The following is an 18,914-nucleotide window of genomic DNA, read 5'->3' as shown; positions in this document are numbered from 1 at the left end:
TCGGACACATCAGTACTGCCAGTTCAGGCTAAAGCCCATCGTCACGTCGTCAGTTTTGAAACCATCGGGTTTAGAGAAGGGGCGGCCAGCAAACAGGTCATAGCGGGTCTTCAGTACACTGCCGCGCACCCCGACCACACCACCGGCCAGATGGTGACCGAGCAGATAAGGGTCACTGCGACCGCCGACTTCGCCGTAATCCATGCCGACATACAGCTCATGCCCCGGCAGTGGCGTGTACCAGCCGAGATCATTGCGCACCGTCCAGCCACGATCAGCATTCAGCGTGCGTTCGCCATCAAAACCGCGCACTGACCAGCGGCCACCGATACTGAATTGATCCTGTGGCGTCAGCGGCGTGCTGCTGCTTTGGCGCTGATATTGCAGGTTGTAATGGAAGTTCTGTTTTTGGATGGTGAAAGGAATATCCAGCTGCGCATTCAGCCGCAGGATTTTGCTCAGGGCAGTGGCGTCGCCGACATACTCTTCCTGCGCGGGCATGGCACCGAACCAGCGGGTGCCGCGCTGATAACTGATACCCGCGTCCAGCGTGGCCTGCGAGATAAAGTGGCGATGTTGCAGCCCGACACGCCAGGCCGAGGTGCGGCGGCGCTGCACTTCCACTTCGGTATCATTGATGTAGTTTTTCGACGCGCGGGTCAGCACATCGTAAGTAAAAGTGGTTTTTTGGCTGGCATTGCGGTGCAACAGGCGGCTGAGTTGCAGCGTCACATTTTCACTTTCGCCACTGTAGTGGTAGTCACCATTGAGGCCCGCCACTGTCTGGTGATAGTCATAGCTGCTGGCGGTCATGCCGACGGTCCAGTAACCGAACGGCAGCGAGTAGTGGCCCGTCAGGTTGTTGGTGCCTTTTTCGCCACGGTTTTTGATTGAGCCGCCAGCAGAGAGATAAAACAGGTCGCTCAGGGAGAGCGGGTTATCCAGAAACAGGGTTGCGCCGCCTTGATAGCGGCCGGTGCTGCGGGTGCCGGAGTCATCCAGTGAGGCCGCCAGCCGCCACATTTTGCTCTGCTGCCAGCTCAGGGCAATATCGGTCTCGCCGGGGGCATCGCCGGGGATCAACTCCATGCTGGCCTGCACTGTCGGCACGCGCTGGAGATTCTCCAGCCCCTGCTCAATATCACGTAGATCCAACAGGTTACCGGGGCGGGCGGGGAAGGCGCTGAACAGCGTGACATGGCGGTCACTGTCGGGGGTCAGCGCCACATGGCGTATTGTGCCGGGCACCACTTGTAGCACCAGTGTGCCGCTGTTCAAGTCCTGCTGCGGGGCCAACACTCGGCTGGTGACATAGCCGTGATCGATCAGGCGGTTTTGCAACTGGCTCATCAGCAGATTAATGCCCTGCCCCCCCAGACACTGCCCTTGCGCCTGACTGGCGAGGCGTTGCAGTGGCAACCAGCGGGGGAGCGGCTCTGCGCCACTGATTTTTACGCGCTCAATAACAAAGCAGGGTTTCTCTGCGGGGAAGGAGATACGCCCCAAAGAGGGCGCAGGGGCCGATAAGCGCACATCTGGCGTTGAGGGTGCCAGGCGCTCTTCCAGTGCTCGTTGCCGGGTTTGTTGATGAATACTTTGCTCAACGGGGGGGGATTCCGCGCCATAACTGGCGTAGGGAATAGCACTCGCCAGCAATAGAACAGTGGCTATTAATATAGAATTGCAGATGCGAGACACAAGGAATTCCTTTCCCGAATATATATGGAATGTAAGATATAAAATTATTTTCGAGAATTATGCCTACAAAAACGCCATTTACAATTTATTTTTATCGTCAATAAAAAATAATGAGATCCTCCTCTCCTCAATAGCCCAAATATCCCTGAAAAACCAAACAACCACAACCATATTGATTTATAACAATAAAATATCATTTAATTTAAAGAAATCAGTAAAACAAATGAGTAAGTCAGTAAGTTAAAAAAACAAAAGATACCAACGCAAATAATTATATTTTTGAATATTTACTTCATCATTGAAAAGTTTAAGGCATGTTATGGAGTGCGACCACCTGAATGAGAACCATATTAATATAGTGAAATTCAATAACAAAAAACAGAGTCAGGATGGGATAATTAACACGGCACCCTATTAAGTTAATAGTTTCAAATTGAAAATAATTACACCATAAAATACTTATAATTTAACTAAGAACAATATTAAATACATTTTAGTTTTGATACGGCTTTATGATGTAGTTCTATTCTCTTTTAATCCCCGACGGCATGCAGATTTAATTTAATATTAATGCGTGCTTTGGGCATCTCATTTTGAATGCTTTGAGAGATGTATTTTACCCGCACTTGTGGCAATATATGTTCCATGTATGTTTCGTATAGGCATTTTATGGTTATGGGTATCGTAAAAATCTCCGATTTGATGCATGAAAACCTGCGTATCGCCAGTAATGCGATGAGTCGCTCAATCAATTCACAGGCTGAGCACTGGCTCAAGATGGGGATGCTGGCTGAGCTTTATCCCCAATTGACTCATCATGAGCTTGCCCGGGCACTGGTTCAGGCAGAATTACAAGGGGGAGCTGACATTACCAGAATGATTCAAAATGAAGCTCTTCTGAATAAAGCAGAGGAAGTACAATGACAGCAGTAAAAATCCACTCAGCCGCTGAGATTGAAATGGCCCGCGCCGCAGGTCACGCAGCGGCTAAGGTATTAGAAATAATCACCCCTTATGTTCTTGCTGGCGTTACGACGGATGAAATTGATCGGTTGTGCCACGATTACATTATTAATGAGCTGAAGGTCACTCCCGCCAACATTGGTTATCACGGTTATGCTCATACTGTTTGCACCTCCGTCAATCATGTGGTCTGTCACGGCATTCCCTCAGATAAAAAACTCAAGAATGGCGATATTGTGAATATTGATGTGGCCATTATTAAAGAGGGTTGGTATGGCGATACCAGCAGAATGTATTTTGTCGGTGAGCCATCAGTCAGGGCCAAACGTCTGGTTGATATCACCTATTTATCTATGGTCGAGGGTATTAAAGTTGTGCGCCCAGGAGCGACACTCGGTGATATTGGGGCTGCCATTCAGCATGTCGCAGAGGGGGCGGGCTTCTCTGTCGTCAGGGAGTATTGTGGTCACGGCGTAGGTCAGGAGTATCATACGGCACCACAAGTGCTGCACTATGGGATTGCAGGGACTGGCATGATCCTCAAACCGGGCATGATTTTTACCATTGAACCGATGATTAATGCCGGCAAAGCCGCAACCAGCGTACTGTCTGATGGCTGGACTGTGGTCACCAAAGACCGCTCTCTGTCGGCACAATGGGAGCACACTATTGCCGTTACCGAGTCCGGATATGACTTACTAACGCCGTGGCCGGAAGGCACCGGAGAGTACGCCGCAATATAACGCGATGCTTATTTATCGCGGATCTATTTGCCACAAATAGAGCAAAAAGGCTTAAGTAGAGAATACTCAAGCCTTCAGACTGTGGACAAAGTTGATTAACGGGGAAATGTGCCGAATGGGTCGTAACGGCGTGAGCCGCCGGAGCGCCCATCGGTGCAGTCGCCCCGCCAGTCACCGAGCTATAAATTAGGTTATTAATGACTCAGCGGTAATACACCGCAATATGCTGCTCTTGCACTTTTTCTATGCTGACTTTTATATCGAAAATCTCCTCCAGAATATCAGGTTTCATCATCTCTTCAGGCGCGCCCCGATATATTACCTCACCGTTTTTCATGGCGATCATATGGTCGGAGTAAGCTGAGGCGAAATTGATATCATGGATAACCAGTATGATGGTTTTGTGCAGCTCATCGGCAGCACGCCGCAATTGCTTCATCATCGCCACGCAATGCTTCATATCAAGATTATTTAATGGCTCATCCAGCAAGATATATTTTGTATCCTGGCAAAGCACCATGGCGACATATGCCCGTTGCCGCTGCCCGCCGGAAAGCTCGTCAAGGTAGCGATCTTTTAGCGCCATCAGATTGAGGAACTCCATCGCGGCATCAATATGCTGGCGGTCACTCTCGTTAAGTCGCCCTTTCGAATAGGGGTAGCGGCCAAATCCAACTAAATCCGACACTGTCAGGCGGCTAGTGAAGTGATTCTCTTGGCGCAAAACAGAGAGGATAGTTGCAAGCTTATCCCCGGACGTTTTCGCTACATCTAGCCCATTAAACAGTACGCGGCCCAGATCCGGCATCAGCAAACGGCTCATGATCGACAATAACGTAGACTTACCGGCACCATTTGGCCCAATGATTGAGGTAATTCCACCAGAAGGAATGCTCTCATTGATATTATTGAGCACCGCTGTGTCCTGGTATTTTTTATTAATGTCATTAATTTCAATCACACTGGAGCCTTTTTTATTAAAAGATAAATAAATAGCGCGCCACCAATAAACTCAATCACCACCGACAGTGTTCCCGACATGTTCAGTAGACGTTCGAGGATCAATTGGCCACCGACCAAGGTAATGGTCCCCAGCAGAAATACACCCGGTAGCAAATATTGATGCCGGAATGACCCCACAATGGGATAAGCCAGATTAGCAATCAGCAAGCCTAAAAATGTCAGCGGCCCAACAAGTGCCGTCGAGATAGCCACCAATAACGAGACCAAGAGGAGGATCGCGGTTATTTTTTTCTGATAGGCGACACCCAAATTAATCGCGGTATTTCTGCCAAGGGCGATAATATCGAGGCAATAGCGCATGCGCCAAACGATAATACCCACCATCACAATTATCCCAGTGGACAGGGCGATAATTTCCGGGGCAGCTCGCGTAAAAGTAGCGAACAGCCTCCCCTGTAAGATGGCAAATTCCCCCGGCGAGAGCAGGCGCTGCATCAAGTTGGATAAACTGCGGAATAAGGTGCCGCACACCAATCCCACCAGCAGCACTTTGTGCAGATTGATCCCCACCCCGCTCAGTAACCAGCGGTAAAGAAATACCGAAAACAGCAGCAGCAATGCCGATTCACAAAGAAACTTACCGGTGACACCCAACACTTTGAAACCATTGGCATCGATAAAGAATATCAACATTGTCTGAATGAGGATAAATAGCGCCTCAAGCCCCATCACTGACGGCGTTAAGATTCGATTATTGGTGACAGTTTGGAATAATATGGTGGCGATACCTGCGGCAAATGCCACCAACAGCATAGTGGCTAAAATAAGACCACGGTGAACCAAAATATACTGAATATTGCCCTTAAGATTAATCGTCATGAAGATGATAATAGCGGCAAGGGCAATTAGGCTCAGTAACACTAACCTTTTTGCAGGAATGCTTAGCGCCCGGCTATTTACCTGAAGCTGGCCCTCTTTTGCAGAATACTCACTAGCCTGCATGGCGTTTCGTCCCAACAATTAATAACAGAAAAACCAGTGCGCCAATGGCCCCTAAAATAACGCTGGCAGGTATTTCAAATGGATAACTGATCAACCGGCCAATAATGTCGCATAAAACCACCAGCCCACCGCCGCACAGCGCCACCCAAGGTATGGTTCGGCGTAGATTGTCCCCCATCGCCATGCTGACAATATTGGGTACAATCAAACCGAGGAAAGGAAGCACACCAATGACCACCACGACCACACCGCTGATGATGGCAATAATGGACATCCCGACCATCATAACGCGTTGATAATTCAAGCCAACATTGACCGAGAAGTCCCGGCCCATTCCGGCAACGGTAAAGCGATCCGCGATCAGGCAGGCAATCAACGTCAGAGCGCCCACTATCCACAGCAGCTCATAACGGCCCTGTAGCACACCAGAGAAATCACCGGATTCCCAGCTACCTAGCGATTGCAGGAGATCGAACTCCATCGCCAAAAAGGTGGTTACTGCGCTAAATACCGCCCCCAGCATAATGCCGGTTAGCGGCACCATGAGCGCCGATTTCATCCTCATTCGTGCCAGTAGCAGCATAAACAGCGCAGTGCCGCCCATCGCAAATACTGTGGCGACCAGCATTTTGACTATCACTGGCGCTGAGGGGCTGAAAACCATCACCAACAACAAGCCAAGGCTGGCCGACTGGGTGGTTCCCGCAATTGATGGCTCGACAAAACGATTTTGTGTCAACATCTGCATAATCAGACCGGCAACACTCATCGCACTACCCGCCAGAACCAATGCCAGTGTTCGCGGCACTCGGCTAAGTAGAAAGATGTCGCGCATATCCGAGTCTGACCAGACATCCGCCAAGGTGACATGTCCGGCACCGATGAACAAACTGCACATCATCAGGCCCAGTAAGCTAACCAGGCCGGCGATAAAGCCAAGATTTTTCATTAGTAATGATTACTGAGCTGCTGCTTGTTGATCCAGCACTGAGGCAATTTTATCCATCAGTTGCATATAGCTCTGCACACCGCCCGCAATATAGAGTGAGGCCGAATCAAGATAGACAACCTGGTTTTTTTGCCATGCTTTGGTTTTATTAATCAGCGGGTTATCGAGCACTTGTTGTGCAGATTGCCCTTCAGCCCGACCAATCGCATTGTCGCGATCCAGCACAAATAGCCAGTCAGGGTTGGCATTAAGAATGAATTCCGAGGTCACCACATTCCCATGACTGCCTGTTTCTGTGAAGACGGCCGCAGGTTTGAATCCCAGCTCATCAAAGACAAAACCAAACCGGGAACCGGGGGTGTAGGCAGACATTTTCCCGCCGCTGACCATCACCACCATGGCTGAACCTGCGTTAGCCGATTTCTGCTTGATCTCATCTATCTGGGCGGTGAATTTGCCCAGTAGCGCCTTCGCCTCTTCCTCTTTGCCAAATATTGAGGCCAGTTGTTCAGTGCGCTGAGTCAAACTCTGGGTAAAGTGCTGGGGATCAATATCCAGTGCGATAGTGGGCGCGATGGCGCTCAGTTTGTCATAGGCATCTTGCGCGCGACCACCCGCGATGATCAGGTCAGGTTTTTCCTGGCTCAGTGCTTCATAGTTGGGTTCAAAAAGTGTGCCGGCGTTCAAATACTCAGGGCTACTGTATTTGGATAAAAATGCGGGCAGATGGGCACTGGTCTGCGGGACACCGGCCACTTTAATGTTCAGTGCATCGGCGGTATCCAATACGGATGGGTTCAATATGATGACTTTTTGCGGGTTTAGCGGAACCTGGGTGCTCCCTTGAGCATGTTCAATGCTGATTTTTGCTGATGGTTCTGAAGCCGTAGATGAGTCATCACAACCAGTCATCGCAACAGTGGCTGCCAGTAATGATGAAAATAGAGCCAAACGTAATCGCATTTTCTCTCCTGAAAAGTGGGAATGTAAAGATCCTTGAGTGCTAACGCTAATGATTTGCATTACTAATGTCGAGATAATACCTATCTCTGCCTGTGATGAACAGGTTAAAAAGCCACTTTAATCCGGCCACCACAGCTATCCCGTGCAAATCCCACTCAGTTACATGACAGTTTTGTGAACAATCTCTAAAGATTTAATAATTAGATTGACCTATCTACGCGGGTAGATACACTAAAAAGGAAGGTAAAGATTAATGTTTGTTAATGTTTCTCATCCTGCATTTTTTAGCCCGCTTATCTCAGTGGCTGGGTGCAAGGCGAATAAGCAAACATTAATGCGTGAACATGATGCTTCAACACCAGGGGAACCTTTTTAATGACTTCACTAAATAGCTCGGCGGCAGACAATGCTCCATCAGAGAGCATGGCTGCGGAAGAGCGTCTGGCTACGCCCGAAGGTCGCAAAGACTTTTGGCGCGCAACCTTTTCATGCTGGCTCGGCACCGCCATGGAGTATGCGGATTTCGCACTCTATGGTTTAGCTGCTGGCATAATATTTGGTGATGTCTTCTTCCCTGAAGCAACACCGGCGATTGCCTTGTTATCTAGCTTTGCCACCTACTCTGTCGGCTTCATTGCTCGCCCCATTGGCGCACTGTTGTTCGGCAGACTCGGTGACCGCAAGGGCCGAAAAGTGGTGATGATTACCACCATTACCTTGATGGGGGCATCCACCACTCTCATTGGTTTAATCCCCAGTTATGCCTCTATTGGCCTGTGGGCGCCGGCCTCCCTGGCTTTTTTACGCTTTATGCAAGGATTAGGGGCTGGCGCTGAACTCTCCGGCGGTGCAGTGATGTTGGGGGAGTATGCCCCAGCCAAAAGACGCGGTCTGGTCTCCTCAATTATTGCATTAGGCTCTAACAGCGGCACGTTACTGGCAGCGCTAGTTTGGTTGTTAGTGTTGCAGATGGACAAACAGAGTTTGCTTGATTGGGGCTGGCGTATTCCGTTCCTCTCCAGCATTTTAATCGCCGGTGCCGCGCTGTTTATTCGCCGCCATATGCGTGAAAGCCCAGTATTTGAACGCCAAAAACTGGTGCTGGAGCAGCAGCGCCAACAAGCACTGGCACTGGGTCGTGAGCACATTGCAGAAGTGGATAACCGCAGCTTCTGGCAGCGCAGTAAATCCTTCTGGATCATGGTGGGCTTGCGTATCGGCGAGAACGGCCCCTCTTATCTGGCCTAGGGCTTTATGATTGGTTATGTCGCCAAAGTGCTGATGGTTGATAAGTCGGTGCCGACCATGGCGGTGTTTATCGCCTCCTGCCTCGGCTTCCTGATCATCCCATTGGCGGGCTATCTGTCGGATCGTTTTGGTCGCCGTATCACCTACCGCTGGTTCTGCCTGCTATTGATTATCTATGCGTTCCCGGCCTTTATGCTGTTGGAAACCCGCGAGCCAATTATTGTAATGGCAACTATCATTGTGGGTATGGGCCTGGCATCACTGGGTATCTTCGGCGTGCAAGCGGCGTGGGGCGTTGAGTTATTTGGCGTGACTAACCGCTACACCAAGATGGCGGTGGCTAAAGAGCTAGGTTCCATTTTGTCCGGCGGCACTGCCCCACTGATGGCCGCAGCCATGTTGACCTTCACCGGCCACTGGTGGCCAATCGCCCTGTACTTTGCTGTTATGGCAGGAATCGGCTTTGTCACCACCTTCTTTGCCCCTGAGACGCGCGGACGTGACCTCAATCTGCCAGAAGATGCAATTTAATGCCGCGACCCATGGATGGGTCGAGTAACGAATGTAGCCAACACACATGCAGCTTGAAGTATGCGATTTAATACAGAAATTACCTGCCTTTCACGGTAAAGTGAGTTTAGCACCCGCTTTACTGGGGATAACCCCTTCAGGGATGTTTGGCATCTGTTTGCAGATTAAGTAGGTAACTTTGGTCAACCGTATTACACGTTCTGATGTGGCCCGCGAAGCGGGTACCTCTGTGGCAGTGGTGAGTTATGTCATTAATAACGGGCCGCGTCCGGTAGCTGAGCTAACCAGGCAACGTGTGCTGGATGCCATCGAAAAAACCGGTTACCGCCCCAATGGAATTGCCAGAGCATTGGCGTCCGGCACCACTAAAACCTATGGTCTGGTGGTGCCCAATATCTCCAACCCTTTTATCTCCTCAATGGCCCATGCCCTGCAACGTGAAGCCTTTGCCAATGGGCAAGTGTTGCTGCTGGGCGACGCCGGTGACTCTCGTCAGCGTGAGTTCGAACTCATTAATAACCTGCTGCTTCGTCAGGTTGATGGTTTGCTGTATACCAGTGTCGACCGCCATCCCTATATCGAATTGATTCAGTCCACCGCCACACCCTTTGTGATGCTCGATAGAGTCGACCCTGCGCAGCAAGTCTGCGCCATTCGGGTGGATGAACGTGCAGCGGCGTTTCAGGCGACCCAACATCTGATTGAGCATGGCCATCGTGAAATCGCCATTATTTGCGGTCCGCTGGATATGCTTAATACTCAAGATAGGGTCAATGGTTGGCGCGATGCCTTGCTACAGGCCGGATTACCCGTGCGCAATGAGTGGATTTTCGCGACCAGCTATACCCGCCCCGGTGGTTATCAGGCGGCACAGCAGATGCTAAAAGGGCGGTTGCCACAAGCCCTGTTTACCACCAATGAATTACAGGCGTTTGGCTGTCTGCGGGCCATGGCTGAACACAATCTGACGGCACCTAAGGATCTGGCGCTTATCTGCTTTAACGGCACCATTGAATCTGAATATAACGTGCCGTCATTGACCACTGTACGCCAACCGGTGGATGCAATGGCGAAAACCGCTATCGAAATGCTGAAAAACTGGAGCGGCGCGCCAACTATTCGCGAATTCAATTTCTCACTGCAACTCGGTGAGTCCTGCGGCTGCTCCAGAAGTAAAAGAGATTAGTTTCCAACATAAAAAAGATAAAAAAATATGCGTTTAATTATTGATTGTGACCCAGGAAATGGCGTACCCGGCGCCAATGTCGATGATGGTTTAGCCCTGGCACTGGCCATCGCGGCCCCGGAAATAGCCTTAGAATTAATCACCATCGTGGCGGGCAACACCCCAAGCGAGGTGGGGTTCTCTGTTGCCCATGATTTAGTCAACCGTCTGGGATTGAGTGTCCCCATTGTTCGTGGGGCCTCGCAGGCGCTGGTTGAGCCACCCGAACCATGGCGCGACAAACTGGATAATGGCGCAACCAAAAGTGGATTAACCGCACTTTGGCAGCAAACAGCGCGCCCACCCGTTGTGGCACCCAATGCACCACTGGCGGCCCATGCCATAGGTGAATTAATTTGTAATAACCCCGGTGAGATAACCTTGGTGGCTATCGGCCCATTGACCAATATCGCCCACGCGATGCAGCTCTATCCGCAGTTGGCCTCATCGGTCGCCGAAATTGCTATCATGGGCGGGGTTTTTAATGTCGATGGTTACCTGAAAGACACCAATTTTGGTCTCGATCCAGAAGCGGCCCATATGGTACTGACCAGTGGCGCGAATATCACCCTCGCACCTTTGGATGTCACCACCCAGACCCAACTGCTGCATCAGGATTTGGATAAAATCGCGCAAATTGAGTCGCCACTCAGCCGCTATCTGGTGGAGACTATCCGTCCGTGGATCAGCTACTCAATGCAGACTCGTCAGTTGCCGGGCTGTTGGGTGCATGATGCACTGGTGGTCGCCTGGTTGCTGGATAAAAGCATCGTCACCACCGGCAGCGACTACCTCGATGTGGCGCTGGAGGGGGCACTGACCCGTGGCATGACCTTGCGTTTCAGCCCAGAGAGTTTGCGTTTGGATGTTGGCATTCCGGCCCCCAAAGGTAAACCGGTCACTATACTGCAAACTGTTGATAATAAAAAACTCTTGGCGACGCTTTATCACGCCCTAAGTTGTTATCATTAGTCTGGTTGAGCACCTGTTCGGCAGGTATCAGCTATCATAGCTATCCATCTTGGGGCTTTTCGCTGTCGGGCGGCCCCGCTTAAATAGGATCTGACTTAAATCAGTGTAAGGCTGCCGCTTTACCACAACTGAGATTAACTATGCTGACACTGCTTCACCTGCTCTCTTCCGTCGCCCTGCTAGTTTGGGGAACACACATTGTCCGTACCGGCATCATGCGGGTTTATGGCGCTGATTTGCGCCGAATTCTGAGTGCCAGTATCCAGAAAAAACCGACCGCGTTTATGGCGGGGATTGGGGTGACGGCACTGGTGCAAAGCAGCAATGCCACCGCGCTGCTGGTGATCTCTTTTGTCTCGCAGGGGTTGATCTCATTGTCGCCTGCACTGGTTATCATGTTAGGTGCCGATGTCGGCACCGCGCTGATGGCACGGGTGCTGACCTTTGATCTCTCCTGGCTATCGCCGCTGCTGATTTTAATCGGGGTGATTACCTTTCTCGGCCAGCGCAAAAGCCGCATTGGCCAGATGGGCCGCGTGGGGATTGGCCTTGGGCTGATTATTCTGGCGCTGCAACTGATTGTCACCTCCGCCGGGCCAATTACCCAGGCCACCGCCGTGCAGGCCATTTTCTCCTCCCTGACCGGCGATACCATTTTGGCGTTATTGATTGGCGCACTGTTCGCCATGATCAGCTACTCCAGTCTGGCCGCCGTATTGCTAACCGCCACACTGGCCGCCACCGGCTTAGTGCCACTGAATATCGCCCTGTGCATTGTGATCGGCTCAAATCTGGGCAGCGGTTTACTGGCACTGATCAGCAGCCGTGGGCAGAATGCTATCTCCCGACAAGTGGTGTTAGGGAGCTTATTATTTAAAGTGATCGGCTGTATTTTGGTGCTGCCATGGGTCAATACCTTAGCGCAGTGGTTGCTCGGTCAGAACCTCCCTGCCGCCGAAGTGGTCATCTACTTCCACGTGTTCTATAACCTGCTGCGCTGTTTACTGATGCTGCCATTGGTGGAAGTGATGACCCGCATCTGTAGCCGATTAGTTAAAGATGACCCCAATAGCGCGCTGCCCTCAGCCCCGCGCTATCTTGATATTACCGCCATCGACACGCCATCACTGGCGCTCGCTAATGCGGTGCGGGAAACTCTGCGCATGGGTGATGTATTGGAGCAGATGCTCTTTCGCTTTAAAGAGGTGCTCGAGGGCAACAAGCAGCAAAAACATGAAGTGGGTTTGCTGGAAGATGAAGTGGACATGCTGTATAGCGCGATTAAGCTCTATCTGGCGCAAATTCAACAAGATGAATTGGGTGAGATTGACTCACGCCGCTGGGCAGAAATTATTGATACCGCCGTCAACCTGCAACAGGCTGGCGATATTATTGGCCGCATGACCGCCGATGTCGCCGCCAAATCCCTCAATGCCCAGAAGCCATTTTCCGCAGAGGGCTTTGAGGAGCTAAATACCCTGCATACTCGGCTGGTGGCGAATCTGGATTTGGGCATGTCGGTATTTTTATCGCGTGATATCAATAACGCCAAGCGCCTGCGCCGTGCCAAGCACCGTTTCCGCCTGCTGAACCGCCGCTACTCCCACTCTCACGTTGAACGTCTGCATCAGCAAAACGTCCAGAGCATTGAAACCAGTAGCCTGCATATGGGGCTGCTAGGGGATATGAAGCGCTTAAACTCACTATTTTGCTCGACGGCCTACCATGTGCTGGAAGTGCAGGAAGAGCCTTTGGATTAAGCGGATGCTGACCATAAAAACGGCACATACCGAATGATATGTGCCGTTGATGACTGATCCCCACTGATTTCAATTTAAGCCTAATATCCGGTGGGATCTATTTTTTCAGCTGTAGTGTGGTCATACAAGTTTGGCTCTCAGCATGGGTAGCAAAAGGTGATACTGCCTTAAGACCCTGATAGCTCACCTCAATCGTCCCTTCGCTATTACGCGGCAGCCACACACCAATAAAGCCATTTGGGTAACTGGTTAACTTATCCTGCATGATCACTTTCCCGGCGTTATCAGTAATCTTGACATCAAATGTCGTCTCCGCCATTTCACCACGGCAGCCGGATAAACTGTGATTAAAGCAAGGGTGAGTTTGCTTCACGAAAGGCGCAAATGAGAGATAAAACTTATCGCCCAGCGGGAAAGAGAGTTGCTGTTGTCCATCCGATAATTTTAGTTCGGTGCCGGTGACCGAAGCTGAATAGGGTAGAGGCCGCGCCTGTTTCGACTGATCAATCGCCTCAATCATCTGCTCAGTGGTTTTTCCGGTTAAACCCTGTTGAGCCAGAAAGTTATTTTCAGCGCTGGTAGTTGTTTGCGCAGAAACAAAATGGCTGAAAGTCATTGCGGCTAAAGCAACAACCGCCAATCGGGTAGCGAAAGCGAAGGTTTTATTCATTGTGAGGGTCCTGTCGATAAGAGTCATAATCTCAATGTAAGTCGCAATAATCTAAGCCCTCCCCTAAGGGGAGGGTCAAAGATAGATTTGAATAGAAAGGTAAGTGATTGTATATAAATGTCTTTTATTGATTTAAATCAAATTCAACCCGTGATATCCCTCACAATGCGGATTAATCAATATCAGGATGTTGAGCAATCAGATTTTTACGCTTTTTCTCCAACTCCGCTATTTGCTGATCAATATCTTCAATATTCTGTTCGATATGGTCATGGTGCTCCTGCAATATCTCTTTAGCCTCCGCCCGATCAGACGCGGCTGGTGTCGCCCCTTTCAGCGGCTTATTCGCCGTCTCCTTCATAAATATCCCAGTAACCAGCCCAATAAGTGCCACCACCATCAGATAATAAGCCGGCATAAAGAGATTTTGCGTGGTTTCAACCAACCATGCGGCAGCCGTTGGGGTCAGGCCAGCAACCAGTACCGAGACATTAAAAGCGATAGCCAAAGCACTGTAGCGAATATGGGTTGGGAACATTGCCGGTAATATTGAAGCCATCACTCCGGTAAAGCAGTTAAGCAAAATGGCTAAAATCAGCAAACCACAAAATATCAAACCAATAACACCGCTATTAATCAGGATAAAGCTGGGGATCGCGAGAATAAACAGCCCGAGACTGCCGAAAATAATAAAAGGTTTTCGGCCATATCTATCACTCATTAACCCCATGACTGGCTGGACAAATAACATTCCGAGCATGATGGCGATAATGATCAAGACGCCATGATCTTCTGAGTAGTGCAGGCTATGAGAGAGATAGCTCGGCATGTAGGTCAGTAGCATGTAATAGGTGACATTGGTGGCAATCACGATGCCGACGCAAATAGTCAGATTTTTCCATTGCTTGGTGAGAATCTCGCGGAAAGAGACTCTAGGTGGCTCGGCAATACTGTTACGCGAATCACTATCAATTTTATCCACATGCTGTTGGAAGGTCGGTGTCTCTTCAAGCGCATGACGCAGGTAGATACCAATCAGTCCTAATGGCGCAGCAATGAAGAATGGGATCCGCCATCCCCACTCGAGAAACTGGGCCTCGCCGACGATACTGGAGATTAGCAGCACCACCCCGGCCCCTAAGACGAAACCGGCAATAGAGCCAAAGTCCAGCCAACTACCCAGAAAACCGCGCTTTCTGTCCGGTGAATACTCAGCAACAAAAATAGCGGCCCCCGTATATTCGCCACCAACAGAGAAACCCTGCGCCAGTTTTGCCAATAACAGCAGTATCGGTGCCCAAATACCTATCGAGGCATAAGAGGGGATCAAACCAATACAAAAGGTACTGACCGACATAATAATAATGGTGACAGACAGGACTTTTTGCCGCCCATACTTGTCACCCAAGGCACCAAAAAATAGGCCACCGAGGGGGCGAACCAGGAAAGGCACGGAGAAAGTAGCCAATGCGGCGATCATCTGGAGACCTGGGTCAGCGCCGGGGAAAAACACCTGTCCAAGGGCGAATGCGACGAAACCATACACCCCAAAATCGAACCACTCCATTGCATTGCCCAGCGCCGCGGCGGTAATCGCTCTCTTCAATTTGGTGTCATCAATGATGGTAATGTCATTGATTTGCATCGGTTTAACACTCTTTCTTCTGAGTCCCATTTTTCTTCCTTATTTACCCTGTTGCTCCACGATATAAAGTCAAACCCACAGATAAATGGTAGTACCGATTAAGGGTTAAAAACTTTATTGTAGATTTATAAGAATAGTTGTAAATAGAGGAGATGTGTAGGGTAAATCGGCTATAAAGCAGTAGAGTGGCTAATTGAACCATACCAAAATAGCCACTTAAACTGCGGAAATAAAAGGTTATATGCGCTGTTATAGCTGGTATTGCAGCTATATCTAGTTGGACATTCCATTCATGCCATCAATTACATAAGCGGGGCTTATCTGGCCATGCACACAGCTGATCATGACTTTGCAGCGAGAGTTTTCGCCTCAAATAAAGAGTGATCTCTATTCAACCAAGCCCAGATGAACAGCGCCCTTGCCGACACTCTTCATCCGGGAGTGATTTTAGTGTTGCGAACCTTCATCCGAAGGCTGCTTGCGGGATTTGGCCCACTCCCGCAGCCGCTGAATATGTAGATAGAGCGCCGGAATAAACAGAATCCCCACTGCGGTCGCCATCAACATGCCGCCAAATACAGTAATACCGATAATTTGGCGGCTCATCGCCCCGGCACCACTGGCGAAAACCAGCGGCATCACACCAAGAATAAATGAGATTGCCGTCATCATCACCGCACGGAAGCGCTGTTTAGCCCCATCCTGCGCGGCCTCAGCAATACTGGCCCCCTCTTCCCGTCGGGCTTTAGAGAACTCAACAATTAAGATGGCATTCTTGGCCGCCAGCCCAATCAGTAGCACCAACCCGATTTGCGCATAAACATCATTGGCAAAGCCCATGGCTGACAACCCGGCCACCGCCCCCCCCACGGCAAACACCACCGACAGTATCACCACCAGCGGAATGCTCCAGCTCTCATACTGAGCGACTAAAAACAGATAAGCGAACACCAACGCCGCCAGATAAATAAGCATCACCTGCCCGCCGGTTTGCTGCTCCTGCCATGACATGCCACTCCAGCTATAGCTGTAACCTTGCGGTAAATTCTGCGCCAACAGGGCTTCCATCGCCGCCATGGCCTGACCCGAACTGGCCCCCTCGGCCGCCGAGCCGCTCACCGCGACTGATGGGAACTGGTTGAAATTACTGATAAATGGTGCACCGACCGACGGCGTCAGGGTGACCAAATTAGCCAAACTGACCAGCGCCCCATTATCACTGCGCACATTCAAGCTATTGATCTGCGCCGTGCGCTGGCGAAAATCCATATCATTTTGCAATTGCACGCGGAACATGCGGTTGTTCAAGGTGAAATCACCAGCGTTCATCCCCCCAAGCGAGGTCTGCAAGGTTTGGAAAATGCGGCTAACTGGCACCTGTAGCAGCGCGGCGCGGTCACGATCAATGCTCAAATTGGTTTCAGGTACTGAGGCGCTGAAGGTGGTAAATACCCGGCTCAGTTTCGGATCCTGATTGGCGGCAAAAATAATCCCCTGACTGACCTGCGCCAGCTCTTGCGGTGATTGGCCCAGTTGCGCCTGAATGCGCAAATCAAAGCCTGAAGCACTCCCCAGACCGGCAATCGCCGGCGGGTTTACCGCCATAATCATCGCCGACGGGATGGCTGCTAAATTGGCTTGGATCGCGGCGAGCACCTGATCAATGTGTGGCCGCTGCCCCCAAGGTTTGAGCATCACAATGGCAAAACCTGCATTGGGGGCGTTGTTGCCACTGAGCAGACTGAAACCGGTGATTTTGATCACATCCTCGACGGCGTCGTTGGCGGTCACCTGTTGATACATCTGATCCATGACCGCCTGAGTCCGATTCAGGGAAGCCCCATCTGGCAGCTGTAAGCTGACAAAAAAGTAGCCCTGATCTTCTTCCGGCAGAAATGAGGTTGGCAGGCGGGTATAGCCCCACCAGGTTGCCAATCCCACCAGCAACAGCGCGGCAATACTGAATAGTGCGCGGCTGCTGATACGGCCCGTCAATGAGACATAACCATCACGGGCGCGATCCAAACCACGGTTGATGCCACCAAATACCCCAGTGGTCGACAGCGTTCGCCGCTTCAGCAACAGCGCACACAGCGCCGGGCTGAGGGTTAACGCATTGATACTGGACAAAATAACCGCCGCTGAGAGGGTCACGGCAAACTGGCGATACAGCTCACCAATGATTCCCGGCAAAATGGCTATTGGCACGAATACTGCCATCAGCACCAGTGTAGTGGCGATAATCGGCCCCGCTATCTGGCTCATCGCCTGTTTGGTGGCTTGCGCCGGCGTCAGATTCGGGTCATTCGATAATAAGCGCTCGACGTTTTCCACCACCACAATGGCATCATCCACCACGATGGTGAGCGCCAAAATGATGGCGAACAAACTGAGGGTATTAGCTGAGTAACCAAAGACATACAGCACAGCAAAGGTGCCGAGCAGGGAGACCGGAATTGTCAGCGCGACAATAAATGTCGCCCGCATACTTTGCAAAAACAGGTACACCACCGCCAGCACCACAATCAGGGTCAGGGTCAGTGACAGCGCGATCTCATGCAGTGTCGCGGTGACCGGCAAGGTGGAGTCATAGTTGATTTCATAGGTCAGATCCTCGGGGAAAGAGGCCGACAGGCGCGCCATCTCATCACGCACCCCATTCGCCACATTTAGGGCGTTAGCACCGGGCACCGGGTAGACCACTAAAAAGGCCGATTCCGTCTGGTTTTGCGCCGCACTCACCTGATAGTTCTGCGCCCCCAAAGCCACGCGCGCCACATCACCCAGACGAATCATCCCGCCTTGAGGATTGCTGCGAATAATCACATTGGCAAACTGCTGCGGGTCAGTCAGTCGCCCCTGCCCGCTGATGGTTAAGGTCTGCTGTTGACCAGGCATCGACGGGGATGAGCCAATCTGCCCCGCCGCCGCCTGCACATTCTGTTGCTGTAGTGCGGCGACAATATCTTGCACGCTGACATTCAGCGATTCCATACGTTGTGGGTTTAGCCAGACGCGCATACTGTAATCACGCGCCCCAAACACCTGCACATCACCGACACCATTAATACGCGCAATCGCATCACGCAACTGAATACTGGTGTAGTTGCTGACAAACAGGGCGTCATGGGTCTGTTTCGGCGAAAAGACACTGACCCCCAACAGCAGATTGGAGGCCCGCTTGCGCACTGAGATGCCGTTTTCATTCACCTCTGCCGGCAACTGGGCGCTGACCTGAGAGATGCGGTTTTGCACCTCAACCGCCGCCATATCGGGGTCGGTGCCACTGGCAAAGGTAATGCTGAGCTGATAACTGCCGTTATTGGCGCTGGTCGACTCCATATAGAGCATATTGCTGACGCCATTGACCTGAGCCTCGAGGGGAGAAGCGATAGCTTGCGCCACATCACGAGCACTGGCCCCCGGATAGACGGCACTGACAGAGACCACTGGCGGCGTGATGTCGGGGTATTGCTCCACCGGGATCACATGCAGTGACACCCAACCAACAATGGTGATCACCAGGGCGATTACAATGGCAAACTTAGGGCGACGGATAAAGAAATGCAGCATCTGGCCTTC

13 protein-coding genes and 1 pseudogene are annotated in these 18,914 nt (G+C 51.0%); 6 read left to right on the top strand and 8 right to left on the bottom strand.

Annotation, left to right across the window (positions count from 1 at the left end; all coding sequences use genetic code 11):
* Positions 1 to 9 precede the first annotated feature (9 nt).
* Entirely contained in the window at positions 10 to 1,698 is a 1,689-nt protein-coding gene (locus FFE93_RS03480; RefSeq protein ID WP_138774772.1) for a ShlB/FhaC/HecB family hemolysin secretion/activation protein, read from the bottom strand.
* A gap of 675 nt (positions 1,699 to 2,373) precedes the next feature.
* Between FFE93_RS03480 and FFE93_RS03475 the strand changes: the two genes are divergently transcribed.
* Entirely contained in the window at positions 2,374 to 2,622 is a 249-nt protein-coding gene (locus tag FFE93_RS03475; RefSeq protein WP_005275385.1) for a ParD-like family protein, read from the top strand.
* Positions 2,619 to 3,404 carry a type I methionyl aminopeptidase gene (gene map / locus FFE93_RS03470; protein WP_032898109.1) on the top strand — a complete coding sequence of 262 codons (786 nt, stop codon included), beginning with the start codon at positions 2,619 to 2,621 and terminating at the stop codon, positions 3,402 to 3,404. The genes FFE93_RS03475 and map overlap by 4 nt, the downstream gene beginning before the upstream one ends.
* A gap of 202 nt (positions 3,405 to 3,606) precedes the next feature.
* Here the strand turns inward: map and FFE93_RS03465 are convergent, their stop codons facing one another.
* Genes FFE93_RS03465 through FFE93_RS03450 form a run of 4 tightly spaced genes read right to left on the bottom strand, consistent with a single transcriptional unit; the run spans position 3,607 to position 7,281 of the window.
* The gene (locus FFE93_RS03465) at positions 3,607 to 4,365 is read right to left on the bottom strand and encodes an ABC transporter ATP-binding protein (RefSeq protein ID WP_032898108.1); all 759 of its coding nucleotides are present in this window, start codon (positions 4,363 to 4,365) and stop codon (positions 3,607 to 3,609) included.
* Complete coding sequence (locus tag FFE93_RS03460; protein WP_049601921.1) at positions 4,362 to 5,369, bottom strand: iron chelate uptake ABC transporter family permease subunit; 1,008 nt, start codon at positions 5,367 to 5,369, stop codon at positions 4,362 to 4,364. Before FFE93_RS03460 ends, FFE93_RS03465 begins: the two co-directional genes overlap by 4 nt.
* Positions 5,359 to 6,318 carry an ABC transporter permease gene (locus tag FFE93_RS03455; protein ID WP_005275375.1) on the bottom strand — a complete coding sequence of 320 codons (960 nt, stop codon included), beginning with the start codon at positions 6,316 to 6,318 and terminating at the stop codon, positions 5,359 to 5,361. Before FFE93_RS03455 ends, FFE93_RS03460 begins: the two co-directional genes overlap by 11 nt.
* Positions 6,319 to 6,327: 9 nt before the next feature.
* Positions 6,328 to 7,281 (bottom strand): siderophore ABC transporter substrate-binding protein, encoded by a 954-nt coding sequence (locus FFE93_RS03450; protein WP_138774771.1) that lies wholly within the window; start codon positions 7,279 to 7,281, stop codon positions 6,328 to 6,330.
* A gap of 375 nt (positions 7,282 to 7,656) precedes the next feature.
* On the opposite strand from FFE93_RS03450, the pseudogene FFE93_RS03445 reads away from it, so the two are divergent.
* From FFE93_RS03445 to FFE93_RS03430, 4 genes and pseudogenes are all read left to right on the top strand, one after another.
* Positions 7,657 to 9,060, top strand: a pseudogene (locus FFE93_RS03445) (MFS transporter).
* 229 nt (positions 9,061 to 9,289) lie between these two features.
* A complete protein-coding gene (locus FFE93_RS03440; RefSeq protein WP_057648782.1) occupies positions 9,290 to 10,246 on the top strand; it encodes a LacI family DNA-binding transcriptional regulator in 957 nt (318 codons plus the stop codon).
* 27 nt (positions 10,247 to 10,273) lie between these two features.
* Positions 10,274 to 11,257: a nucleoside hydrolase gene (locus FFE93_RS03435; RefSeq protein WP_099460357.1), complete on the top strand. Its 984-nt coding sequence runs from the start codon at positions 10,274 to 10,276 to the stop codon at positions 11,255 to 11,257.
* 140 nt (positions 11,258 to 11,397) lie between these two features.
* Positions 11,398 to 13,017: a Na/Pi cotransporter family protein gene (locus tag FFE93_RS03430; protein ID WP_005275358.1), complete on the top strand. Its 1,620-nt coding sequence runs from the start codon at positions 11,398 to 11,400 to the stop codon at positions 13,015 to 13,017.
* Positions 13,018 to 13,114: 97 nt separating this feature from the next.
* Here the strand turns inward: FFE93_RS03430 and cueP are convergent, their stop codons facing one another.
* The 3 genes from cueP to FFE93_RS03415 form a co-directional block, all read right to left on the bottom strand.
* The gene (cueP, locus tag FFE93_RS03425) at positions 13,115 to 13,687 is read right to left on the bottom strand and encodes a copper-binding periplasmic metallochaperone CueP (RefSeq protein ID WP_054873013.1); all 573 of its coding nucleotides are present in this window, start codon (positions 13,685 to 13,687) and stop codon (positions 13,115 to 13,117) included.
* 172 nt (positions 13,688 to 13,859) lie between these two features.
* Positions 13,860 to 15,362: a glycine betaine/L-proline transporter ProP gene (proP, locus tag FFE93_RS03420; protein ID WP_049601933.1), complete on the bottom strand. Its 1,503-nt coding sequence runs from the start codon at positions 15,360 to 15,362 to the stop codon at positions 13,860 to 13,862.
* A 417-nt stretch (positions 15,363 to 15,779) separates the two neighbouring features.
* The gene (locus FFE93_RS03415) at positions 15,780 to 18,905 is read right to left on the bottom strand and encodes an efflux RND transporter permease subunit (RefSeq protein ID WP_005275338.1); all 3,126 of its coding nucleotides are present in this window, start codon (positions 18,903 to 18,905) and stop codon (positions 15,780 to 15,782) included.
* Between the last annotated feature and the right edge of the window lie 9 nt (positions 18,906 to 18,914).

It is taken from the genome of Yersinia sp. KBS0713 (assembly GCF_005937895.2).
Classification (GTDB): domain Bacteria; phylum Pseudomonadota; class Gammaproteobacteria; order Enterobacterales; family Enterobacteriaceae; genus Yersinia; species Yersinia bercovieri.
This window is presented reverse-complemented; position numbering and strand designations above follow the sequence as displayed.